The organism is Caloramator sp. ALD01, from assembly GCF_000472625.1.
GTDB lineage: Bacteria > Bacillota > Clostridia > Clostridiales > Caloramatoraceae > Thermobrachium > Thermobrachium proteoclasticum.
In genome coordinates, this window is record NZ_AXAA01000029.1 from 1 (window position 1) to 25,630 (window position 25,630).

General features: G+C 28.0%; 20 protein-coding genes and 2 pseudogenes. All 22 read left to right on the forward strand.

Translation table 11 applies throughout. The features are described 5' to 3' along the window. The coding region (locus tag A3M9_RS14470) for a transposase (RefSeq protein ID WP_198011961.1) at nucleotides 1–116 on the forward strand (116 nt) is incomplete at its 5' end. A gap of 377 nt (nucleotides 117–493) precedes the next feature. Further along, nucleotides 494–985 carry an Ig-like domain-containing protein gene (locus A3M9_RS13695; RefSeq protein ID WP_256379684.1) on the forward strand — a complete coding sequence of 164 codons (492 nt, stop codon included), beginning with the start codon at nucleotides 494–496 and terminating at the stop codon, nucleotides 983–985. Between the two features lie 247 nt (nucleotides 986–1,232). Beyond that, nucleotides 1,233–1,739 carry an RNA polymerase sigma factor gene (locus A3M9_RS14260; protein WP_027309090.1) on the forward strand — a complete coding sequence of 169 codons (507 nt, stop codon included), beginning with the start codon at nucleotides 1,233–1,235 and terminating at the stop codon, nucleotides 1,737–1,739. 166 nt (nucleotides 1,740–1,905) lie between these two features. Further along, a complete protein-coding gene (locus A3M9_RS0109945) occupies nucleotides 1,906–2,802 on the forward strand; it encodes an LCP family protein (RefSeq protein WP_027309091.1) in 897 nt (298 codons plus the stop codon). 155 nt (nucleotides 2,803–2,957) lie between these two features. Continuing rightward, nucleotides 2,958–5,570: a SpoIID/LytB domain-containing protein gene (locus A3M9_RS14265; RefSeq protein ID WP_027309092.1), complete on the forward strand. Its 2,613-nt coding sequence runs from the start codon at nucleotides 2,958–2,960 to the stop codon at nucleotides 5,568–5,570. A 244-nt stretch (nucleotides 5,571–5,814) separates the two neighbouring features. Next, a complete protein-coding gene (locus A3M9_RS14270) occupies nucleotides 5,815–8,184 on the forward strand; it encodes an Ig-like domain-containing protein (protein ID WP_051350697.1) in 2,370 nt (789 codons plus the stop codon). Nucleotides 8,185–8,269: 85 nt separating this feature from the next. Continuing rightward, nucleotides 8,270–10,152, forward strand: a pseudogene (locus A3M9_RS13715) (phosphotransferase). 15 nt (nucleotides 10,153–10,167) lie between these two features. Continuing rightward, the gene (locus A3M9_RS0109970) at nucleotides 10,168–11,175 is read left to right on the forward strand and encodes a hypothetical protein (RefSeq protein WP_027309093.1); all 1,008 of its coding nucleotides are present in this window, start codon (nucleotides 10,168–10,170) and stop codon (nucleotides 11,173–11,175) included. 12 nt (nucleotides 11,176–11,187) lie between these two features. Then, nucleotides 11,188–11,898 carry a CTP--phosphocholine cytidylyltransferase gene (locus tag A3M9_RS0109975; RefSeq protein ID WP_027309094.1) on the forward strand — a complete coding sequence of 237 codons (711 nt, stop codon included), beginning with the start codon at nucleotides 11,188–11,190 and terminating at the stop codon, nucleotides 11,896–11,898. After that, nucleotides 11,895–13,412, forward strand: coding sequence for a murein biosynthesis integral membrane protein MurJ (murJ, locus tag A3M9_RS0109980; RefSeq protein WP_027309095.1), 1,518 nt, complete (start codon nucleotides 11,895–11,897; stop codon nucleotides 13,410–13,412). Before A3M9_RS0109975 ends, murJ (A3M9_RS0109980) begins: the two co-directional genes overlap by 4 nt. Before the next feature lie 195 nt (nucleotides 13,413–13,607). After that, nucleotides 13,608–14,777, forward strand: coding sequence for a glycosyltransferase (locus tag A3M9_RS0109985; protein WP_027309096.1), 1,170 nt, complete (start codon nucleotides 13,608–13,610; stop codon nucleotides 14,775–14,777). 19 nt (nucleotides 14,778–14,796) lie between these two features. Beyond that, nucleotides 14,797–15,744, forward strand: coding sequence for a glycosyltransferase family 2 protein (locus tag A3M9_RS13720; RefSeq protein ID WP_051350698.1), 948 nt, complete (start codon nucleotides 14,797–14,799; stop codon nucleotides 15,742–15,744). Between the two features lie 41 nt (nucleotides 15,745–15,785). Further along, nucleotides 15,786–16,799 carry a sulfotransferase gene (locus A3M9_RS0109995; RefSeq protein WP_051350699.1) on the forward strand — a complete coding sequence of 338 codons (1,014 nt, stop codon included), beginning with the start codon at nucleotides 15,786–15,788 and terminating at the stop codon, nucleotides 16,797–16,799. A gap of 42 nt (nucleotides 16,800–16,841) precedes the next feature. After that, complete coding sequence (locus tag A3M9_RS0110000; protein WP_027309098.1) at nucleotides 16,842–17,957, forward strand: glycosyltransferase family 4 protein; 1,116 nt, start codon at nucleotides 16,842–16,844, stop codon at nucleotides 17,955–17,957. A gap of 4 nt (nucleotides 17,958–17,961) precedes the next feature. Continuing rightward, a complete protein-coding gene (gene pssD, locus A3M9_RS0110005) occupies nucleotides 17,962–18,435 on the forward strand; it encodes a PssD/Cps14F family polysaccharide biosynthesis glycosyltransferase (RefSeq protein WP_035166361.1) in 474 nt (157 codons plus the stop codon). A gap of 1 nt (nucleotide 18,436) precedes the next feature. Next, nucleotides 18,437–18,916 (forward strand): PssE/Cps14G family polysaccharide biosynthesis glycosyltransferase, encoded by a 480-nt coding sequence (gene pssE / locus A3M9_RS0110010; protein WP_027309100.1) that lies wholly within the window; start codon nucleotides 18,437–18,439, stop codon nucleotides 18,914–18,916. Between the two features lie 51 nt (nucleotides 18,917–18,967). Continuing rightward, the gene (locus A3M9_RS0110015) at nucleotides 18,968–20,134 is read left to right on the forward strand and encodes a nucleotide sugar dehydrogenase (protein ID WP_027309101.1); all 1,167 of its coding nucleotides are present in this window, start codon (nucleotides 18,968–18,970) and stop codon (nucleotides 20,132–20,134) included. Nucleotides 20,135–20,159: 25 nt separating this feature from the next. Beyond that, nucleotides 20,160–21,416, forward strand: coding sequence for an O-antigen ligase family protein (locus A3M9_RS0110020; protein WP_027309102.1), 1,257 nt, complete (start codon nucleotides 20,160–20,162; stop codon nucleotides 21,414–21,416). 151 nt (nucleotides 21,417–21,567) lie between these two features. Continuing rightward, nucleotides 21,568–22,209 (forward strand): hypothetical protein, encoded by a 642-nt coding sequence (locus tag A3M9_RS0110025; RefSeq protein ID WP_159431463.1) that lies wholly within the window; start codon nucleotides 21,568–21,570, stop codon nucleotides 22,207–22,209. Nucleotides 22,210–22,337: 128 nt separating this feature from the next. Beyond that, on the forward strand, nucleotides 22,338–23,903 hold the full coding sequence (murJ, locus tag A3M9_RS0110030) for a murein biosynthesis integral membrane protein MurJ (protein ID WP_027309104.1): 1,566 nt from the start codon (nucleotides 22,338–22,340) through the stop codon (nucleotides 23,901–23,903). An 88-nt stretch (nucleotides 23,904–23,991) separates the two neighbouring features. Further along, entirely contained in the window at nucleotides 23,992–25,380 is a 1,389-nt protein-coding gene (gene pepV / locus A3M9_RS0110035; protein ID WP_027309105.1) for a dipeptidase PepV, read from the forward strand. A 73-nt stretch (nucleotides 25,381–25,453) separates the two neighbouring features. Further along, a pseudogene (locus A3M9_RS14915) lies at nucleotides 25,454–25,630 on the forward strand (IS5/IS1182 family transposase); the annotation flags it as partial.

Consider the following 25,630-nt stretch of genomic DNA (forward strand, 5'->3'; position numbering starts at 1 on the left):
ATACAAATGCTTGTACTGAAGGCTTTAATAACAAAATTAAAGTTATTAAAAGAAATGCCTTCGGCTTTAAAAACTTTGATAGGTTTAGAAATAGAATTCTTCATTGCTGTAATTAAAGTAAATTATAATACCAAATTTTAGAAAACCAACTCCCGTTGGTCTTTTTGTCCTGCAATTTTTTGCAGGGGACTCTCCCCCATCCAACCTATCTTTATAAAATCACTCTCAAACAAGAAAGGACAGGCATTCTAATTGAATACCCGCCCCAACAATTGACAAAGAGCCTAATAATCAAACAGGTGTTAAGGAAAAAACATATGATGTATCTACGATCAATTTAAGCTATATCAATGTTGGTATATTAGATGAAATAATAACAGGGCTTAGAAGTTCAACAAGTTATACCTTAAAGGTTATACCATATTACTATTCTTATGTTGGTTTATATGCACAAACACAGTTTACCACAAAATCTGATGTTAAAGTTACAGGAATAAAATTAAATATGACGAATAAGACGGTATATAAAGGTGAAGGTTTTAATTTATATGCAACAGTAGCACCAAGCAATGCAACAAATAAAGGAGTAATATGGAGTAGCAGCAACACAAAGGTTGCAGTAGTTGATAAATATGGAAAGGTTGCGACAGTAGGAACAGGTACAGCAGTGATAACAGCAAAAACTGAAGATGGTGGTTTTACAGCAAAATGTACAGTAACTGTTAAGTCACCTATAAAAGTACAGGGCGTTAAATTAAATAAATCAACTTTAACATTAAAAAGAGGAAGTGGGTATAAATTAATTGCAACAGTTCTTCCAAGCAATGCAACAAATAAAAATGTGGTATGGACAACAAGTAATTCAAAAGTAGTAAAGGTTGATGCCTATGGTAAAGTTTATGCGGTAGATAAAGGAACTGCAGTAGTAACTGTAAGCACAAAGGATGGGGGATATAAGAGGAGCTGTAAAGTGTATGTTAAATAGTTAAGGCTTTAGGATTGTGAAGTGATTTTAACTTATAATTGATAGTCAATATATATTACAATTACAAATGCTATATATTTAGATAACAATAAACAAAAAAATGAGCGTAATAATGCATATTTTGCAGTTATTACGCTCGTTTTTTGTGTAATAATTTTTGTTTTTTTGCTCTTTACGTTTTGGAAAATAAATATTATGTATTTTACCATATACTCAACCGGCCGGAAATAATTTTGGAGGGGTAAATATGGATGAGTATATTTTAATTAAAAAGTATGAACCGCTTATAAAGAGGGCTATAAGGATGTATATACACGATAAAAATTACTATGGGGATGCATACCAGGAGGCGGCACTATCTATCATTAAAGTTTTAAGAGGATATGACGAAAAGAAGGGAGATTTTAATGCCTATATAAAGTGTGCGGTTTTTTATTCTGTAAAGGCCTTTTCAAAGAAGATAAGGGAAAATATAAGTTTAGATGAAGAGCTTGAGGATGGTGGGTGCTTATATGATTTAATACCAGATGATATATGCCTTGAGGAGGAATATGTTAAAGAGGAGGATATAAAAAAGTTATATAGAGCATTAAACTGTTTAAATAAGAAGCAGAGGGAGATAATAGAGGAGTATTATTTTAATGGGAAGAGTATGGTTGAGATTGCAAGGAAAAAAAGGTGCCATTACAACTCAATTGTAAGATTGAAGGAGAGGGCAGTTGAAAAGTTGAGAAAAAATATGTTAAAAAAATGATTACCTATCAAACCAACCAGATATTGATATACTTGTAATTATTTTTACAAATTTCTACTTTGAATTTTTAAATATATGTGATAAAATTTTAAAATATGATGGTATTAAATATATAACTACAATCTTATAGATATATAAATATACATAAGTTAATGGAGGTAAGGTTATGAAAAAGATATGGAAAATAGTGATGGGGGTAGTAATTATAATAACTTTTGGTGTATCTATGGGTATGTATTATATTCAGAGTAAAATGAATAAGATGGATAGGGTAGAACTACCAAAAAGTGATGAGGAGCTTGGAATAAAAACAGAGGATAAGATTAATGAAAATGAAATAATAAATATAGCTTTGTTTGGCCTTGATGCAAGAAGTGTAAAGGAAAGAAGTAGATCTGATAGTATGATTGTACTAACTATAGATAAAAAGAATAAAAAACTAAAGATGACATCATTAATGAGAGATATGTACGTTGATATACCAGGACGCGGAGGGGATAGATTAAATCATGCTTATGCATATGGAGGACCTGCTCTTGCTATAAAAACAATCAATTCAAATTTTGGATTAGATATTAGGGATTTTGTTACAATTAATTTTTGGGGGTTAAAGGATGTAATAGATAAATTAGGTGGTGTTCAGATAGAAATTAAATCCTATGAAGCAAAGGCATTAGGTTTAAATGAGGGATTACAAATATTAAATGGTGAACAAGCATTGGCTTATTCGAGATTACGTTATTATGGCCATGGAGACTATGAAAGAACAGAGAGACAGAGAAGAGTTATAAATGAAGTTTTTAAAAACCTAAGTAGTTTGAGTTTAAACCAAGTTGTAAGCACCATAGAAACATTGCTTCCCAATGTACAGACGAGTATGTCTAATACACAAATAATTTCCCTTGCTAAGGAAATTTACGGATTTAAGGTAGATTCAATTGAGGAGTATAGATTGCCGGTAGATGGTACCTTTAAAAGTCAAAAAATCAGAGGTATGGCAGTTCTTGTTCCTAATATTGAGGAAAATAAAAACAAACTAAGACAATTTATATATAATAATTAATAGTTTAAAGTATGGCAAAAATATGCCATACTTTTTATATGTGATAAATAAGTACAAAATTTTTGTTAAGTAGATAAAAACAAATATAAATTGGCTAAATTTTGTTGAATTTTTAACCTTTATAATGTAGAATAGCTTTAAAGGGGGGTTGATAAATGCAAAAAAAATTAATTTCTATTTTTATTTTACTTACTTTTTTATTAAACAATGCTTTAGTCTTTGCTGCAGTATCTCCAGAACTTTATTACACAAAACTTAGAGTATATTTAGACACTATGAAGTCTAATCAGATGCAGCTAACATTAAATGGAGATTATGTATTAAAGCTAAAGAACGTAGATTCTGCTGGTCAGGAAGTAGAAGTATTTAAAGAGATACTGCCACAGAATTCACAGATAAAGTTAGAACTGCAAAATGGTAAAATAGCATATAGTAAGTATTTAAAGGATGATAAGGACAATAAATATAAGTTTATATATCAAAATAGTACAAGCATAGTTGAACTTGAGCCTATTTTAGAAGAATCAAGTGTAACTATATGCAGTATAGCTACAAGAACATATTTAGGAGATTTTAGATTTTTTATAAGTGGGACAAACATCGTTCCTATAAATAAAATAGAAATAGAAAAATATCTTGTTGGTGTTGTACCTTATGAAATTGGTTTTGGAGTTCCGCTTGAGGCTTATAAGGCACAGGCAGTAGCAGCAAGAACATATGCTTTAAATAATATTAAACCTAAAAGCAGTTTTGATTTATATGACAGCGAGTCTTCTCAGGTATATAGGGGACTTCCATTAGGTAAATATGAACTTCCCCATAAGGAAAATATTGAAAAGGCAATAAGAGAAACAAAGGGAGAGGTTATAACATATAACGGAAGCTTAGTTAGCACATATTTTTCTGCAAGTAATGGAGGGTACACTGAAAAGAGTGTGAATGTATGGACAAGTGATTTGCCATATCTGTTATCAAGGTATGATGAGTTTGATGATCCTAATGTTGCTACAAATTTAAAAAAATTTACTTGGGTTAAAACATTTAAAAGTGATGATATTGAACAGAGGATGTTATCAAATGGTCTATTGTTGCAGAATCATAAATTTAACAAAATATTCATAGAAAACGAATTAGTAGAAAGATTTGAAAGTGAAAGAATAAAAGCATTGGTTTTAGAATGCTATGTGGTATTAAAAGATAGTGGATTGCAAGATACATCAGATGATTTAGTTGATATAAATATTGAAAAACAAAATAATGAGGACGTGTATAATTTTATATACAAAAACAGTACAAAAAAATTAAAGGCATCAGAAATTGATTCTATATTAAGAAATAAAGGTGTTCTCAAATCAAATGATAAATTTGATAGAATAGATATAATTAAGGATAGCAATGGTAATGTAGTAGATTTTAGAGTTGTATATACAAAAAAGTTGGACAAGACTACATCAAGAAGCTTTTTAAATAAAAAAGTTGACGGTAAAACAGTGGATAGCCCATTGTTGAGTTCATTATACTATATTAGTTATGATCAAGAGAATGACATATATAAGTTTTCGGGTAAGGGATATGGCCATGGAGTAGGAATGAGCCAATATGGAGCAATAAACAGAGCAAATGCAGGACAGAGTTATAGAGACATATTAGCCTTCTATTATCCAAAAACAAATATAGTGAATATGGATGCTGTTTTAAAATCTGTAGAGATTGATTACAGTGAAGTTTTAGTTGGACAACCTGTAAATATAAAGGTAAATACCTATAATACAAACAACAAGTATTCATATATAATTCAAAACAATACAGAAGAGATAGCTAAATTTGAAGACTCAGATAGTGAAGTATTTACCTTTACACCAAAAACTGTTGGAAACTATAAAGTATTGATCGATATAAAACAAAAGGATATAGAGGAAGAGTCAAGTATTAATACTTCTATTAATTTTAAGGTGTATGATGTACCAAAGATAAATAGCATATCATCTACAGTACAAAAAATATATGAAAACAAAACGGCTACATTTAATGTAGATGCTGTTAATGGTACTTCAAAGGGGAAAATATATTATTTTGAAGTATTAAAGGATGGAAAAGTGTTAAGTAGTAGAAATCAAGAAAGTAAAACTTTTTCATTTACACCGACTGTAATAGGTGAATATGTATTGAAGGTTAGGGTTAAGGATAAAACAAGCAGAAATGATTTTGATGATGAAAAAGAGATAAAGTTTACTGTTGAGAGGGAACCATTAGTATTAGTATATAAAAGGCCTCTGAAGTTAGGAACTACAGGAGAAGATGTAAAGATGCTGCAGGAGGCGTTAAAGAGACTTGGATATTATAAATCAACAACAACAACATATTATGGAATAGCAACAAGGGATTCGGTAAAGGCTTTTCAAAGGGTAAATGGATTAAAGGTAGATGGAATGGTAGGACCTCAGACAATAAATAAAATAAATAGTATGTTGCAAAGAAGTAGTCAATCCTCAAATGTAAGTAGAGGTAGTATGAATATTCAAACTCCTATAAACAAAAGTTTACAGCTAACATACAAAAGGCCTCTGAAGTTAGGAACTACAGGAGAAGATGTAAAGATGCTGCAGGAGGCGTTAAAGAGACTTGGATATTTCAAATTAACAACAACAACATATTATGGAACAGCAACAAGGGATGCAGTAAATGCCTTCCAAAGAGCAAATGGATTAAAGGTAGATGGAATGGTAGGACCTCAGACAATAAATAAAATAAATAACAAGTTAAAATAATTAGATAAATAAATAAGCAAAGCTTTTTTATGCTTTGCTTATTTATTATTTTTGAACTAATAAAGGTTTAAAAGGGAAAAGAAAAATTTTTAAAACTACGAAATAATTGTTCTATTATATATTGTCTTATGGTAATATATGTATATAAAATTAAATTTAAGGAGTGGAGATGGGGTGAAGGGAATAATGTTGATTTATGTAATTAGGGATGGTTTTTTATTTTTGAGTGGATGGAGGAAATAAAATGGTAAATAAAAGGAGAATAGTATCAATTTTTATTGTTTTTATTCTTTTGTTTGTTAATTTTAATGGTGTTTTGGCAAATGTTATAGATAACAGCACAGACCAAACTGTAAAAGTTCTTACAGTTAAAAAACAGCCGTCATCAAATAGTGAAATTAGAATTTTAGAGACAAAGGATAAAAGTGAACTTGAAAATGAATTAAAAAACAGAAAGAAATTCACTCCTGTAGAATATTCAAGTTATAGAATAGAAAAATACCATAAGTTATTATCTAATCCATATTATGAACTTAGAAATAGACAAGAAAGATATTTAGAGACATATGTAGAATTTTATAATACATCTGATAAACAAATTCAAAATGTAAATGTTATTGTGGATATAGGAAATGAAATAAATTCAATTTATCAATTTGAATTAGAGGTATATTTAGCTAATAAGGATATACAGGATTACTATATATTTGTTGATGAGGAAACTGGTGATAGAAATTTACGAGTAAAAATTCCAGTTATTCAAGCAAACCAGAAATATCGACTATCTATTGTTCAAAAAATTGAAATTGCATCACCACATTTTTATGATATTAATGTTCTAAAGATAAATCCTGATTATTCAAATTTTAGTGAATATCAAAGATATATTAGCGAAGAACCTAAAATTGAAACGAGCTATCAACCAATTATTGATAAAAGCCATGAATTGCTGGACTCTGAAAAAAATGTATATGATAAAATTTTAAAGGCATATGAATGGGTTCAATTTTCAATGGAGTATAACTATGCTTATGGAAATAGAGGAGCACAATCAGCAATTGATAATTTAAAAGGTGTATGTGAAGATTATTCAGAACTTTTAATTGCTCTTTTGAGAGTTCAGAAGATACCTGCAAGAATGGTTATTGGTTTTAGATATTATGGAGGTTTGCCTAAAGATGGTACTCCAAATGATGTGACATATACTTATCATGCTTGGGTTGAGGTGTATTATCCAAATATTGGATGGATACCTATGGATCCTACTGTTAACCCTTTGCCTAAGTATAATAATGAAACAGGACAATGGGATAAAGTGATTGATTTATCAGAATTTATACAAGATTTTCCTTCGGAAAGTCACATAATATCCGATTATAATGATGTAAATATGTTTAGTGCTTATGGTGATGCAGATTTTTTCAGTACATTATCTAATTATACATTTGGATGGACTTTATCATATAAACAAACTGATGAAGATAAAAACGTTATACAACTACCTAAATTTGATTTGTTAGTTAATAATACTAATTATAAAAGCATTGATTTAATGGCATATTATGAAGGTACTAAAAGTTTAGATTATACTAAAATATATGCTTATGATGCTGAAACTAATGAAATAGTAAATCAAATTAATTTAAACATTAGTGGCACCAATATAAAGGATTATCCAATTAAATTAGATAATCTGCTTCCAAATAAAAATTATAAAATATACTTTGAGGGCGGAAGTAGTGAAAACGATTTGTTTATTAAAAAAACAATTGAAGTAAGTACAACTTCTTTAACATTTGAGGATAGAATACAGTTAAGACCAAGTATAGAAAATATAACAACATTTGCTGATGGTGCTAATTTTAATATTATAAGTGATAAAAATCATCTTGCTACGAAGTTTAAAATAGAGGCTTACAATTTAAATTGGGAGTTGGAAAAGACATATGAAGTTTTAGCAAATACTGATAGCTACACAAATAATGGTGTATTAAATACATCAATTACAGGTTTAAAGGGCTCAACATTTTATACAATATATGTTACACCATACTATTATTCATATGACGGTGTTTTGGCAGAAGCTCAATTTATGACAAATTCAGAAATTAAGGTTACCGGAGTTAAATTAAATATAACAAATAAAACAGTGTATAAAGGAGAAAACTTCAATTTAACAGCAACTATAACACCAAGGGATGCAAAAAATAAGGGAGTAACTTGGAGTAGTAGCAACTCAAAAGTTGCAGTAGTTGATAAGTATGGAAGGGTAACAGCAGTAGGAGCAGGAACTGCAGATATAATAGTAAAAACAGAAGATGGTGGATATACTGCAAGATGTACAGTAACTGTTAAACAACCTATAAAGGTGAATGGAGTTAATTTGAATAGAACTTCTTTAACATTAAAGAAGGGAAGTAAATACAAATTAGTTGCAACTGTGCTTCCAACTAATGCAACAAATAAAAAAGTAGAATGGACATCAAGTAATTTAAGGGTTGCAAAAGTAGATTCTAATGGAAATGTTATTGCAGTTGGAAGAGGAACAGCGTTAATAACTGTAAGGACTAATGATGGCGGATATAAGAGGACTTGTAGAGTTGTGGTTAAGTAATATAATTTAGGATCTTTAGTAAATTGATAAAAAATTAATTGTTTACAATAATTGTTTATTTTGTTATAATGGTGATGTTCATATTATGAACATCACCATTTTTTTAGGGGGAATAATTGTGAAAGTTGAATTATTAAAATTAATCAATGATAATAATAATATAACTCAAAGAAAAATAGCTGAAGAGTTAAATATATCATTGGGAAAAGTAAATTCATTAATTAAAGAATTAAAAGATAATGAATTAATATGTATATCAACAGAAGGAAATAAAGTTCAGTATGAATTAACAAACTATGGTTTATATTTTTTGGAGAGTATGATAAAAGAGCAAAAGGAAAAAAGGTTAAATTTACATAAAGGTACAAAAAAAGATATCAAACAAGCTGTTATATTAGGGGCTGGATATAATAAGTTTTTTGATAGACCACCAGGTTTTTTAGAAATTGAAAATTTTAAAATTATAGATAGGATAGTAAAACAATTAAGAAAAAATAAAATAGAGAAAATCGTTATAGTTACTGGGTATCAAAAAGAATATTATGAAGCTTATGCTAAACAAAATGTTGATATATATTGTGTTAATAATCCTGAATATAAGTGGACTGGAAGTATGTATTCATTAGAATTAGCAAAAAAATATATAACGGATGATTTTATATTAATAGAAAATGATTTGATTTTTGAAAATAGATTAATCGAAATATTAATAAACAATGAGAACAGAGATTGCATTGTGTTGACAACAGAAAGTGGTTCAGGGGATGAGGCTTTTGTAGAAATTAGAGATGGTTCTTTATATAAAATATCTAAAGATATTCATCAATTTAATAGAATAGATGGAGAAATGATAGGTGTTAGTAAAATTTCCTATAAGTTATTTGAATTAATGTTAAAAGAGTTTTCAAATAATGAAAATCAATATATGAATTATGAATATACGCTTTTAGATGTTGCTAGAAATTACAAAGTTGGTTATTTAAAAATAAATGACTTAATTTGGGGAGAAATTGATAATGAACAACAATATGAGAGGGTAAAGGAATATATTTATCCAATAATTAAAAGGAGAGAAGTCAATTTTGAAATAGAAAAGATAAAAAGACAAGTAAAATTGGCTTTAAATATTGAAGAGGAGAATATAAAGGAGATTGTTCAAATTGGAGGAATGACTAATAAAAATTATAAAGTTGTAGTTAAGGATAAAGAATATATATTAAGAATTGCAGGAATTGGAACTGAAGAAATGATAGATAGACATTATGAAATGATTAATTCAAAGCTGGCTGCTGATTATGGTCTAGATGCAGAAATTATATATTTTAATGAAGATAATGGTATAAAAATTTCTAAAATGATAGATGGAGCAGAAACTTTAAATCCTGACACAGCTAAATCTAAAAAAATATTGAAAAAGTAGCCAATATTCTACACAAATTGCATAATAGCAATATACCTATGAAGAACGAATTTGATGTTTTTTCAAAAATAGAAATGTATGAACATTTAGCTTTAAAATCAGGAGCTAAATTCTATGATGAATATAACATTGTAAAAGAGGACGTAGTAAGATTAAAGAAACTCTTGTATGACAATGGTTTTAAACTTGTTCCTTCACATAATGATACTGTTGCAGAAAATTTTATAAAAGATAAAAATGGTAGAATGTATTTAATTGATTGGGAATATAGCGGTTTGAACGATAATATGTGGGATTTAGCGGCTTTTTCTTTAGAGAATGGATTAAATGAAGAACAAGAGGAACTTCTTTTGAAGTTATATTTTGGAAGAGAAGCTACAAATAATGAAAAAATTAGATTACTTATTCATAAAATATGCCAAGATTTTTTATGGAGCATATGGACTGTAATTAAAGAGGCAAAAGGTGAAAATTATGGTGATTATGGTATTAATAGATATTTAAGATGTAGGAGAAATTTAAAGGAATTAAATAATACTAATCTTTAATAAGGAGTTGAAAAAATGAGTAAAAAGGGAAATTTAATAGGTTTATTATCAGGATTAACGTGGGCACTATATACTGTAATATTATATACAGTATTAAACCTGTATGGTAATGCTAAGGGAGATTTAGTAAGTGCTAAAGGAATATTATTAATTTTAATTACAACATTACTTATTTCTATTGTTGATTTATTTTTCAATGTTGTATTTGAATTAATTGTTTTAAGTAAAAAAAATTTAATGAATGAATTTAAAAGTGTCTTTTTTTCAAAAAAAGGTTTTGGTATAATACCAGCTGCAATATTAGCAGGGCCTTTTGGATTAATACCTTATGCAATCGCAAGTGCAATTTCAGCTCCTATTGCGGGGGCATTATCTTCTCTTTATCCAGTTGTAGGAGCAATAGCATCATTTTTAGTTTTTAAAGAAAGATTACCAAAGGCAAAGATTATCGGAGGTATTATTGCTGTAATAGGTGTTATTACGACTTATCAAATTCAATATGCAAGTATTATAGTTTATCTTTTAGCATTAATACCTGCATTTGGTTGGGGATTGGAGGCTATTTTTGGATATATGTTAATAAAGGATGATGTAAATCCTATAGTTACAATTACAATAAGACATTTGTATTCAATTTTTATATTGTTAACTTGCTTAATAGTTTTTGTATTTGCAAGTGGTGAATTTTCTTATGTATGGGAGTTTTATAGAGGCATTAATTTCTCAGATACATTTGCATTTATTCAAAGATCACTTATTTGGCCTGTATTTATATTAGGATCTTTTATAGGTGGTGCATCTTATATATTATGGTATGTATCAATAAAGTACATTAGTGTAGCACCAGCAATGATTCTTAATATAACTTATGTTTTATGGATACCTATAATACAAATGTTACCACCATTTTCACAAAAAATTTCACTAAACGTCTTAATAGGATGTATTATAGTGTTTTGTGGAACAAGTTTAGTTATAATAGGTGATAAATTAACTGAGAAAAAATCTATTAAAACAAATTAATAGGAGGAGAAAATGAGAGCGATTCTTTTAGCTGCAGGAATGGGAACAAGGTTAAGACCAATTACTTATGAAACACCGAAATCTTTAATACAAATTAATGGTAAACCTTTAATTGAAAGACAAATTGAATTTTTAAATGAAATAGATATAAATGAGATCATTGTGGTTACAGGGTATTTAAATGAAAAATTTAATTATTTGAAACAAAAATATAATGTTAAATTGGTTTATAATGATAAATATAATATTTATAATAATATATACACTATGTATTTGGTTAGAGAATATTTGCCTAATTCTTATGTTATAGATGCGGATACTTATTTAAGTAGAAATTTTTTAGAAAAAAAATTAGCAAATTCAACATATTTTGCGGGTAAAAAGAAGGTTGATAGTGAAGAATGGATGCTAATTTTTGATGAAAATAATAAAGTTAATGATATTAAAATTTCAAGTGGAGAAGGATATATAATGTCTGGGGTATCCTATTGGTCTAATAAGGATGGTGAGTATCTCATTAAAAAGATTGAAGAAGCCTTAGTGAAAAGTGAAGATTGGCATAATTTGTACTGGGATAATATAGTCAAAAATAATATTAAAAACTTAGATGTATATATTAAAAAAATAGATGGTAGTGATTGGTATGAAATTGATAGTTTGGATGATTTGAATAAACTCAAATTAGCCTTAAGATCTGAGGTTGAAAGCAGGGGTGTAAGATGAAAAAAACAGCGTTTTTACTAATGATACTTACAGTTTTGGCAAAAGTATTAGGCTTTCTAAGAGAAGTGTGTTTATCATATTTTATCGGTGCTAACAATGTCAGCGATGCATATTTAGTTGCGATTACAATCCCAACAGTTATTTTTAGTTTCATTGGTATTGCTTTAAATACTGGCTTTATACCAATGTATAGCGATATAAAACGAAATAAGGGTACAGATGAGGCAAATTTATTTACTAATAATTTAATTAATTTTTTGCTTTTAATAAGCACTATTATTGTGATAATAAGTTTTACATTTACGGAACCAATAGTTAAAATTTTTGCTTCAGGTTTTGTTGGTGAAACTTTAAAATTAGCTATAACGTTTACGAGAATAAGTATTTTTGCTGTTTATTTTACAGGTACAGTATTTGTCCTTGCTGCATATTTACAAGTAAATAATAATTTTGCAATACCTGCATTGTTAGGCATACCTTCAAGTATAGCAGTAATAATTTCCATTGTTCTTGCAGCAAAGATTAATAATATTTTTCTTGGCATAGGAATAATTATTTCTTATTTAGTTCAGTTGTTATTTTTGTTACCGTATGTAAAAAAATGTGGATATAAATTCAGCAAAAATTTAAATTTAAAAGATGAACATTTAAAAAGTATGTTTTTAGTTACGCTACCTGCTATTTTAGGTGCATCGGTTGGACAAATTAGTGTTTTAGTTGATAGAACAATTGCTTCTGCTGTTGTAGAAGGAGGAATTTCAGCTTTAAATTACGCTAATAAATTAAATTTATTTGTAATAAATATAGTAGTAACATCGATATCAACAGTTATATATCCAATATTGTCACTTAAAGTCTCAGAAAATGATATCAATGGTTTAAAAAGTTCAATAAGTGAATCGATAAATTTAATGACTCTTTTAATAATACCAGCAACAGTAGGTGCAATGGTATTTTCAAAACCAATTGTAAAAATGCTTTTTGGTAGAGGAGCCTTTGATGAAAAGGCTTTAATTATGACTTCGCAATCACTACTTTTTTATTCAATTGGGATGATAGCCTACGGACAAAGAGATATTCTTACGAGAGTTTTTTATTCAATGAAGGACACTAAAACGCCAACTGTAAATGCTGTAATAGCTATTATTTTAAACATAATACTTGATTTCATATTAAGTAAGTATATGGGTATATCTGGAATAGCTTTTGCAACAAGTATCTCAATGTTGTTTTGTACTTTTCTTTTATTTATTAGTATTAGAAAGAAAATTGGTAAAATTGGGCTGCGAGATATGCTATTAACATTTGTTAAGATATTAATAGCTTCATTAGTAATGGGAATTGTATCAAAGATTTGTTTTGAATTTTTGAAAGGGTATTTAACAAACAACAAAGCATTAATAATTAGCATTTTTATTGCTATTATAATATACGGTTTAGTTATTATATTTTTAAGAATACCTGAGGTAGATGAAATTATAATTAAAATAAAGAAAAAATTTATAAAGAAATAATCAAGTTATGTGCTGTTGGTTAATATAACCAATAGCTTTTTATTTGCTTTCAAATCGATAATTAAAGTGTAAAATTTAATAATTTTTTAAAATTTTAATTTCTGCTTCTAAGTTATTTGTAGTTTGTTTTATAATGTGATAAAATCGTATTTGTGGAAAATGGCCGCTAAAAATGAACATAAGAGAGGGATAAATGTGAAAGTAGCATTTGTATTTGATGGATTAGGATTTGGTGGTATAGAAAGAGTTGGAATTGATTATATAAAAATATTTAGGGATATGGGATATGATATAGACGTTTATAATCTTGCACCAAATCAAAATGAGATGTTAAAAGAGTTACCAGATGGGTGTAAAATAATTAACTATAAATTATCAAGAAAAGAATGCCCCGAAACTTATAGCTATGGAGCAAAAAGATGGTGGTGGGGGAAATATGCATATCCATTAATAAATATAGCATTAGTAGTTTATTTGTTTTTTAAAAAGCTCTTTTTTATAAAAAGAAAAGATAAATATGATATTGTAATTGCTTTCTCAGGTCATTATAATGACTTAACATTTGTAGCAAATAATTTTATAAAATCTAATTATAAGATTTGTTGGCTTCATGGAGCACTAGCTGAATATTTATTATTATCTCATGGGTATGCTACATTATACTCTAAAATTAAAAACTTGGTAACATTATCTGATTGGATGCAGCAGGCAGCTCTTTATGGTAATAGAATTCTTGATGGTACAAATATTAAAAAAATATATAACCCTGTATCGATTTCTAACAAAAAAGTTGATTGGGAATTTGTAAATGAATTAAAAGAAAAATATGGTGAATTTATTTTGATGGTTGGCAGATTTAGTAAACAGAAGGATCAAAAAACTGTTGTTAGAGCAATTAAAATTTTAAGAGATAAATATGGAATTAATAATAAGTTGGTTTTTGTTGGTGATGGTGAAGAAAGAATTAGTGTTGAAAAACTTGTTAGTGAATTGAATTTAGATGATGTAGTATTTTTTGTTGGAAGCAGATTAGATGTTTATAATTTTTATGCTGCTGCTAAATTATTTGTTCATTCAAGTCCTGCAGAGGGATTACCAACTGTTATATTGGAAGCAATGAGTTTTGGCTTACCAATTGTTGCAACGAATAGTTTACCTGGAGTAGAAGAAATACTTAAGAATAATACATATGGTTTGATTTGTGAAGTTGGCAATGAAGAAATGATGGCTGAAAAAATCGCAACGATGTTAAAAGACAATAACGTTTATGAGCATTATTCAAGAAAAAGTAAAGAGCGTATAAAAGATTTTCTCCCAGAAAAAATATCGAATGAATTAAAAAATTTTATTAATGAATTAGTATAGCTTAAGGATGGTGAATATTTTGCAACCATTAGTTTCAGTTGTTATACCTGCATTTAATTGTGGTAATTATATTAAAGAAACTGTAGAGTCTGTTTTAAATCAAACATATAAAAATATTGAAATTATAATAGTAGATGATGGTAGTACTGATAATACAAAGCAAGTTGTTGAGAGTATAAGTAAAGACTTTAGTAATATAAAATATATAAGACAAGAAAACGCTGGTGTGTCTGTTTCAAGAAATCGTGGAATTTTAGAATCAAATGGTGAATATATTGCATTTCTTGATTCAGATGATGTTTGGGAAAAAGAAAAAATTGAAAAGCAAATTAATAGAATTATTACGACTAAGATGGATGCTTGTTACTGTGGATATACTAATTGGTATTCAGATAAAGGAGAAAAAGTAAAACAAAAATGGAAATGGAGAGAAGGTAATATTTTATTTGATTATCTAAAATTTAAAACTTGGGGACAGACAAGTACATGGATTGTAAAAAAAAGTATATTAATTGACAACAATATATTTTTTACGCCAAAGGCTAAATGGGCTGAGGATGCAGAATTTTTTATTAAAGTTACAAGTGTTGCGAAAGTATGCTGTGTTAAAGAATACTTAGTTTTATATAGAATTAGAGAAAATTCTTTAACAAAAAATAATATTTCACAATTAAATTTAAATGGTTTAGAAACTTGGCGAAACCTTTTAAATTGGTTTGATACTAATAAGGAAAAATTAAATGAGAAGGTTGCACAGAAATCAATATTTATAATCGAACATTTTTTAATTCCAAGATTAATAATAAAAAAAATTTATGAGAATTTAAAATACAAAGAAATGAGAAATGAACTAAAAAAAATGTACATAGAAAATAAAAAGACGATTGAATCTTTGGCATTTATAAATAGTTTAGAAGGTATGAAGACATATATAAAATTAATTATTATAAAAGTTTCTTTAAAATAGCAAATAATATTAATGAGTGAACTAATTTGGAGGTGTTTTGCTTGCATAATTTAAAAAAAATTATTACCTGTGCAAGTTATGGGGGTACCGGTTCTTCTGCTGTTTCGGATTTGTTTAAAGAATTTGAAAATGTTAAGTCTATGGGAGATTTTGAATTTTCAATAGCTCACGATGTAGACGGAATTTCGGATTTGCAACATTATATAGTAGATGATATGCATAGATTAAAAGTTGATGAAGCTATTTATAGATTTAAAAAATTAACAAACAATATTGCACCTAATTATGAAAGATTTTTTAATAATAAATTCAAAGAAATTACAAATGAGTACATAAATAGTCTAATTGATGTAGAATGGGATGGATTTTGGTTACAACAGCCTTTAAGATATGGAAAAATAGAGAGAAAAATTAGATATGGAATACCAGGAAAAATACAAAGAATTAAAAACAGTTTATTTGGCAAAAAGCACGATTATGAGTTTGTGGTTTATTATAAAAGGTCAAAAATGTATTATTCCTGTGCACGTGATAGATTTATTGAAAATACAAGAAAATATTTTGAAAAGTTGTTTTATGAATTAGATGTAAATAATGAATTTGAATATTTAGTATTAGATCAGCTTATACCACCTAATAACACAGAAAGGTATTTGAACTATTTTAATAATTTAAAGTGTATAGTTGTTGATAGAGATCCGAGAGATTTATATATTTTAAATAAAAAGTATTGGCGAGAAGGATGGATACCTACTGAAGATGTTAATGTTTACATAAAATGGTATAGGCTATTAAGAGAACATTTAAAATATGAAAAAGACGATGATAGAGTTTTAAGAGTAAAATTCGAAGATTTTATATATAATTATGATAAAACAATAAATGAGGTATTAAAATTTGCTGGCATTGATTCTTCAAAACACACTAAAAAACAGCAGTATTTTAATCCTAATATATCAATTAAAAATACAAAGCTATGGGAAAAAAATATTGAATTTAGTGATGAAATTAGATTAATAGAGGATAAGTTAAATGAATTTTGCTATAGGTATTAATTAATTTTATGAAAAATTAGGTTTACTGGAAAGGTGATTTGATTGAATACACATACTTTAAAACGAAGGTTCTTTTTAATTTCAAATATGTATCCAGATAATGAACATCCATATTTCGGAATATTTGTAAAAAACACTGAAAACGTTTTACAAGATAACGGATATAAATTTACAATGAAAGCAGTGATTACTGAACCAAATCAAAAATCAATTAAAAAAGCAAAAACATATTTTAATTTTTATATGAACATCTTAAAGGGGATTTTTAATAAGGATTTATTTGATTTGATATATGTCCACTTTATAAGTCATAGTGCTCTGCCTGTTATAATTTTAAAAATTATAACAAGAAAACCTTTAATACTAAATGTTCATGGTTCGGATGTTATTATAAGAGGTAAAATAGCTAAGATATTATCAATATTTAGTTATCCATTAGTTAGAATATGTGATAAAATAGTTGTACCATCAGAATATTTTAAGGATGTTGTTAAAAATAAATTTAAAATTACTGATGACAAAATAGTAGTTTATCCATCTGGTGGAATAGATATGACAGTATTCAAACCAATAAGTACGGTTAATAAAAAAAGTAAACAAGAAAATTTAGTATTAGGATATGTATCTAGAATAGAGTATGGCAAAGGGTGGGATATATTTATAAAAATAATTAAGGAATTACAGCAAAAACATACAGATTTATTTGTTAAAGGTATTATTATAGGAGAAGGAAAAGATAAAAATAAATGCATACAAATGATTAAAGATTATGGTTTAGAAAATAATATAGAGTATTTAGGTGGACTGTCCCAAAAAGAGATTAGTTACTATTTTAACTTATTTGATATTTTTGTATTTCCTACAAGATTAGAGGAAAGTCTTGGGCTTGTTGGTTTAGAAGCAATGTCTTGTAAAACTCCTGTTGTAGGGTCTAAAATAGGAGGAATACAAACATATATTAAGAATGGTATAAATGGGTATTTAGCCAATGTTGATGATGTAAGTAATTTTGTTAATATCATCGAGAATTATATAAATTTATCTGAAGAAGAAAAAAAGAGGATAATAGAGAATGCATATAAAACTGCAATGGAATATGATTCAAATTTGGTAATTAAGTCTTTTGTAAACGAAATAGATAAGATAGCAAAGGAGTAGTATTATGAAAAAAAAGAAAGTATTATTAATATCTTCAAGTGGAGGACATTTAGCACAATTGTTAAATTTAAAACCTTTATTTGATAAATATGAGTATCATTTAGTAACTGAGGCATTACCTTACAATGAAAAATTAAAAGAAAAATACAAAGTTAGTTTTTTATTACCAGGTGGTAGAAATAATGGGCTTAAATATATCTTTATAATGTTAAAGAATATATTCAAGTCTATGCGTATTTTTTTAAGAGAAAAGCCAGATGTAGTAATTACTACAGGTGCACACACAGCTGTACCTATGTGCTATATTGCTAAATTATTTGGCAAAAAAGTTATATATATTGAAAGCTTTGCTAAAGTAAAAACACCAAATTTATCTGGGAAAATAATATATCCAATTGCAGATTTATTTATTGTTCAATGGCCTGAACTATTAAAATTTTATCCTAAAGCTAAATACTTAGGAGGAGGAATATATTAATATGATTTTTGTAACGTTAGGTACTTTTGATATGCCTTTTAATAGACTATTAGAATACATTGATAAGTTGATAGAAAGTGGTAAGATAAATGAAGAAGTAGTTGTACAAGCCGGTTTTACTAAATATAATACTAAAAATTTTAAGATAATAGATTTTATGAATAATGAAGAAATTGAGAGATATTATGATGAATCAAATTTTATTATTAGCCATGGTGGAACTGGTTCATTAATGTTAGGTGTAAAAAAGGGTAAAAAAGTAATAGGTGTTCCAAGATTAGAAAAATATGGGGAACACAATAATGATCATCAAATAGAAATTGTAAATTTATTAAAAGAACAGAACTTAATATTATCAGCATATGATTATGAAGAATTAGAAGATGCAGTGGATAAAATAAATGAATTTGAACCAAGTAAATATGTTTCAAAAACGCAAGTAATAATTGATTTTATTTCTGATTATATTGATTCTATTTAATAAATTTAGTTAAATTATATAAGAGAAATATGATTATAGAGGTGATTAAATATGAAGATTACTGTTGTTGGAGCAGGGTATGTTGGATTGTCATTAGCTGTTTTACTATCTCAAAAAAATGATGTTGTTTTACTTGATATTAATGAAGAAAAGGTTGATTTAATAAATAATAGAATATCACCAATTATAGATAAGGAAATAGAATTCTTTTTGAAAAATAAAACTCTAAATCTAAAAGCTACTACTCATAAGTATCAAGCATTAAAAGAGGCTGAAATAATTATAATAGCAACTCCAACTGACTATGATCCAGATAAAAATTATTTTAATACAGATTCTGTTGAGAGTACAATTGAATCAGTTCTTGAGGTAAATAGAAATGCTTTAATGATAATAAAATCTACAATCCCAGTAGGTTTTACTAATAAGATGAGAGAAAAATATAAAATTGACAATATTATTTTCTCTCCAGAATTTTTAAGAGAAGGAAAGGCATTATATGATAATTTATATCCATCACGAATAGTTGTTGGAGAACAGTCAGAGAGAGCACAAAAATTTGCTAATTTATTGTTAGAAGGAGCAGAAAAAAAAGATGTACCTATATTGCTAACTGATTCTACTGAAGCCGAGGCAATAAAATTATTTGCAAATACATATTTAGCAATGAGGGTAGCGTTTTTTAATGAATTAGATACTTTTGCAGAGTTAAAGGGGTTAAATTCAAAACAAATTATAGAAGGGGTTTGCCTTGACCCAAGAATAGGTAATCATTATAATAATCCATCATTTGGATATGGTGGTTATTGTTTACCAAAGGATACAAAACAGCTATTGGCAAATTATACTGATGTGCCAAACGATTTAATAAAAGCTATTGTAAATGCTAATAAGACAAGAAAAGAACATATCGCCAATATGATAATAAAAAATAATCCTAAAGTAGTTGGAATTTATAGGCTTACAATGAAAACAAATTCAGATAATATAAGGCAGTCTGCGATTCAAGACATTATAAAGTTAATTAGAGAAAAAGGAATTGACGTTATTATTTATGAACCTTCTATAAAACAAGATATATTCTTAGATTCAAGATTAGTTAGAGATTTAAATAAATTTAAAGAAATGTCAGATGTTATTGTGGCAAATAGAGTTAATGAAGAAATATACGATGTAAGACAAAAAGTTTACACTAGAGATATATTTGGTAGAGACTAATATTTGGCAGGGTGGAGGTAGACAGATGTTCAATACAAATAAAGATAAAATGTTAAGAATATTTCTTATAGCAGTGTTACTTAATCCTATGTTAGATTTATTAACGGGTGTGTATTTAAAAACGTTTAATTTAGATCCGAGATTTACACCAGGGATAATAGTTAGAAATTTGTTTTTACTATATATGATTTATTATATATATAAAAATAAAATAAATATTTCATATTATATTATACTTATGCTCACTTTTATGATAACAATAGTGGTACAACATTTTAGTGGAATTAACATCAATTTATTTAAAGAAATTCAATATTATTTGAAATTTTTATATAATATTTCTATTTTGCTAATTGGATTAGAAGTATTTAAAAATTTACGAAGGGCAGAAATAAATAAATTTATTTATTATTTAACGTTATCTGCTTTTATTTATTCAATTATAGTAGTTATGTCGTTTATCTTTGGTGTTGGATATAAAACATATTCCTATAGTAATTTAAGCAAGGGTTTTTTCTATGCTGGAAATGATTTAACAGCAATAGTAGCAGTTGTATATCCATTAAGTTTATATTTAATACTTAGTGATAATAATTATAAAAAAGATTTGGTTATTTATAATTTAATAATAATGTTGGCATTAACAGTTATTGGTACAAGGGTTGCATTACTTTCAATTTTATTTTCCTTTTTAGTGTTTATTTCATTTACGTTTTTAATTAAAAATATTAATCTTTTAAAACGTTTTATAACTATAATGTTATTATCTGTTGTAGTATTTGTTTTGTTTTCACAAGCAGTTAAATTTTACAAAAATACTAATATTATTGGAAGTACAATTGAAAGACAGGAAGCTATTAAAGAAAGAACAAATAACGAAATGTATTCTTATGTTTTAAATTCAAGAAATGATAAATTTAATAGTGCATTTGATGAGTATAAAAATACAAATATTTTAAGAAAATTGTTTGGTTTGAGTAGATCTTCAAAAATGGAAAACATTGAAATGGACTTTGTTGATGTATGGTTATTTTATGGAATTGTAGGATTTATAATTATGATGTATTCAATAATTAAAAATGGCGTGTTGTTTATTTTAAGTTCTTTTGCTTATAGGAAAGATTTATTGTATATTAGTATGTTTGTCTCATTATTTATTGGTTTTGGTTCATCATTTTTAGCAGGACATGTATTATTTAGTGCATCTGCTGGCATTTTTTCATTTTTAATTTTAGCCCTATCTAATTGTATTTTTAAAGATGGATATGGCTTAAAGAGGTGAAATAATGCTTTATTTTAATATATTTATTTTTTCTTTTATATTCAATTTGCTTTTTTTGTTTATTGTTAAAAGAATTATCAATTATTTAAGTTTTAAAAACTTTTCTGATGAAATGCAAATAGTTCAAATTCTAAAGCAAGGAATGGTAGGGATGTCAGTTTATACAAACTTTCTGATTATATTATTATTTACGAATAAGGTAGATAAATATGTATATGGAATTGTTTTAGGAACTACTATTATTTTGGTTATGGGAATTATTGATGATGTTAAAAAATTAAGGTTTATAACAAAATTACTTATTCAATTTTCAGTGGTCCTTACTTTGCTATTATTTGATATTAGGATCAAAAAAATAGGAGTTACACATTTAATTGAAAATGCAATTTTAAATATTGATTACTATGGTGTTTTACTTACAGTATTATGGGTTATTAGTATACTTTATATTATAGAATTCAAAAAAAATATGGAGAACATTATTTATGGAATCAGTATTTTTATAACTTTAATTCTATTTTCAGTGTCGATTTTATTTAATGACTATATTACTCTTATTTTTTCAATAACTATTTTAGGTTCATGTTTGAGTATTCTTATTTATAGTTTTAGATATCCAGATATTAAGTTTGGACATACTGGTATTCAAACCCTGGGATTTACAATAAGTTTAATTCCAATAATTAGTATAAATAAAACTAATAACCCTTTTTATATAATTGATAATGCTGTAATTCTTGCAATAATGTTTTTAAGTATTTTATTACCAGTATTTGATAGAGAGAAAAAATAACATATGAATTATTATAGAACAATTAATATCTGTTAGAAATTATGTTATATATTTATAAGTAATCATAGGTTTTGTTGACAAGATTATATATGTAAATAAAATACTAATGATTAGAAAGAGGGGCAAAAATGTCAAAAACAAATAATATTAAAAAAACAACTATCTTATTAATGATTATTAATTTAATATCTAGAATACTGGGGTTCATTAAAGAAATGACTATTGCAAAGGTGTTTGGTAGAAATTCTGTTACAGATGCCTTTTTTGCGGCCTTTACAATTCCTGATGTAATGTATGACCTTTTGGTTGTGGGGGCTTTAAGTTCTGGTTTTATGCCTGTGTTTAACCAGCACCTTGCAAAGGATGATGAGGAGGGGGCTTGGAAGGCGGCAAATACGTTTATAACAGTTGCCCTAATATTTATTGTAATATTTAATATTTTATATTATGCTTTTGCGAAATATCTAATTCCACTTGTAGCAATTGGAAATGCAAAGGATCCTGCAACCTATGCACTGACAGTAAAACTTACTCGATTTATGACAGTTTCGGTTAGCTTTGCTGTTTGTGCAGGGCTTTCAATGGGTGTATTAAATTCATATAAGATATTTACGGCACCGGCTCTTGGCCCTGTTATGTATAATGTTGGTATAATACTTGGGGCTATAATTCTTGGTGGCAAGTTTGGAATATTTGGGCTTGCAGCTGGTGTTATATTTGGGGCGTTTTTAAATTTTGGTGTTCAAATACCTAATTTTATTAAAGTAGGAAAGAGATTTAGGCTTGAACTTAATACTCAAAATGAAAGTTATAAGAGAATGATTAGGCTTATGGGGCCTGCAATATTAGGGCTTGCTATTACAAGAATAAATCTTGTTGTAAATCAAAATATAGCATCTATCTTAGACCAAGGAAGTATAACAGGTTTAAGATATGCACAGAGAATAATGATGCTTCCAGTTGGTATATTTGGTGCCAGTGTTTCAACAGCCGTGTTTCCAATATTAAATGCCCATATTGCAAGAAAAGAGTATGATGAATATAAGGCAGTTATATCACAGGGCTTAAGAACTTTGATATTTATTACAATTCCTGCATCTGTTGGTCTTATGGTTTTGAATAAGCCGATAGTAAGACTTCTATTTAAGACAGGAAAGTTTACTGAACAGGACGTTTTGGTTACAGCTTTTGCACTTGTTTTCTATGCGATAGGTATTTTAGGACAATGTGCAATTCCAGTATTAATAAGATCATTTTATTCAATGCAGGATACAAAAACACCTGTTAAGATTGGTGCAGGTATAGTTTTATTCAATATTACTTTAAATTTACTATTTGTAAAGTTTAGTAGCCTTGCGATAGGAGGAATTGCACTTTCAAATTCACTTGCTGCAGTTCTTCAAATGATAGTTTTATATAGAATTCTTGGTAAGAAGGTAAATGGACTTAAAACAAGAGAGGTTTTAGTATCTCTATCAAAGTCAATTATTTCTTCTGTAGCAATGGGTATAGTTGTTTATTTGACAAGCTTTGGTATTGATAAGGTTTTAGGTAATGCATCAAAGCTTGCACAGTTAATTAATGTTGGAGTATCTATTGGACTTGGTGTAATAGTCTATGTTGCCTGTGCATATTTATTAAAAATGGAAGAGCTTCAGGATGCAGTTAAAATGATAAAAAAGAGACGTAAATAAAAAGATTATAAGCCACCCTGTGTGTTGTGACTAAAATATGGGAAATGTCACATTTCACCTGGGTGGCACTTATATAGGAGGTGCCATTATGGAGAAGCTTTTTAGTAAAATTGACGAGCTTAAGGATGAGATTGTAAAGAGTACGCAGGAGATTTGCAGAATAAGAAGTGTTGAGGGAGAAGCGAAGGAGTGGAAGCCCTTTGGGGAAGGCGTTGATGAGGCTCTAAACTATGCATTAGAGTTATCAAAGAGGCTTGGGTTTAAGACAGTAAATCTTGATGGGTATGTTGGGTATGCAGAATATGGTGTAGGGGAGGACTATGTTGCGGTTCTTGGACATCTTGATGTGGTACCAGAAGGGGATGGATGGAAGTATCCACCTTATGGAGCAGAGATACACGATGGTAAGATATATGCAAGAGGAACTATGGATGATAAGGGACCAATTATTGCTGCACTTTATGGGCTATATGCGATAAAGGAGTTAGGATTAAAGCTTGATAGAAGAGTTAGGATAATATTTGGAACAAATGAAGAGACAGGCTCAAAGGATATCGAGTATTACAATAGGTTTGAAAAGCCTCCTGTTTTAGGATTTACACCAGATGCTGAATTCCCTCTTATTTTTGGTGAGAAGGGGCTAACAGTTTTTGATATTGTGAAGGATTTTAATAGGGAGCCTAAAAATATAAAGATAGAGTATGTAAAGGGCGGACAGAGGGTGAATATGGTACCAGACTATTGTGAGGCAAAGCTTGTTGGGGATGTAGAATATATTAAGTCCATTATTTTTAAACATATGGAGGAGACAGAGGACAAGATTGAATTTGAAGTAGATGCAAAAGGCATAGTTATAAAGGTCTATGGTGTATCTGCACACGGAAGTACACCTCAGCTTGGGGAAAATGCTATTATGAAGATGATGAGTCTATTAGGAAAATTGAATTTAGATGATAGTGATGTAAAGGATTTTATTAGCTTTTTAAATAAGTATGTTGGTTTTGAAACAGATGGAAGAAGTTTTGGGGTTTATTTAGAGGATGAGCCTTCAGGAAAGCTGTCATTTAATCTTGGAACAATTGATTTAAATGAAAAGGGAGTAAGGGTTGGACTTAATTTAAGATATCCAGTTACATACAGGCTTGAGGATATGATGAATCCATTTAACGAGAGGATAAAGGAATACGGAATTAGGGTTGAAAATTTTGAGCATCAGGCACCGCTATATTTTTCAAAGGAGCACGAGCTTATAAAGAAGCTCATGAAGGTATATGAGGATTATGTGGGACAAAGATGTGAGCCTATTGCAATAGGTGGCGGAACATATGCAAAGGAGATGGCAAACACAGTTGCCTTTGGACCACTTTTCCCTGGGTGTGAGGATGTGGTACACCAGGCAAATGAATACATATCTATAGACGACCTAATAGCCTGTGCAAAGATTTATGCAAATGCCATATATGAATTAGCAAGATAAAAGTGCCACCAAGAGCTCCGAAAAAATATTATGGTATAATAAATATGCATAAATATTTTTTCGGAGGTCTTTTATGTTTAATAAGAACAATCAACAAATTGATATTATGACAAATATGATATATGAAAAATTAGTACCTAAAGATCATCTTCTTGTTAAAATAGATTCAATTATTGATTTTTCTTTTGTATATGATATCGTAAAAGAAAAATATAGTGAAAACAGAGGAAGAAAAGCCTATGATGCAGTT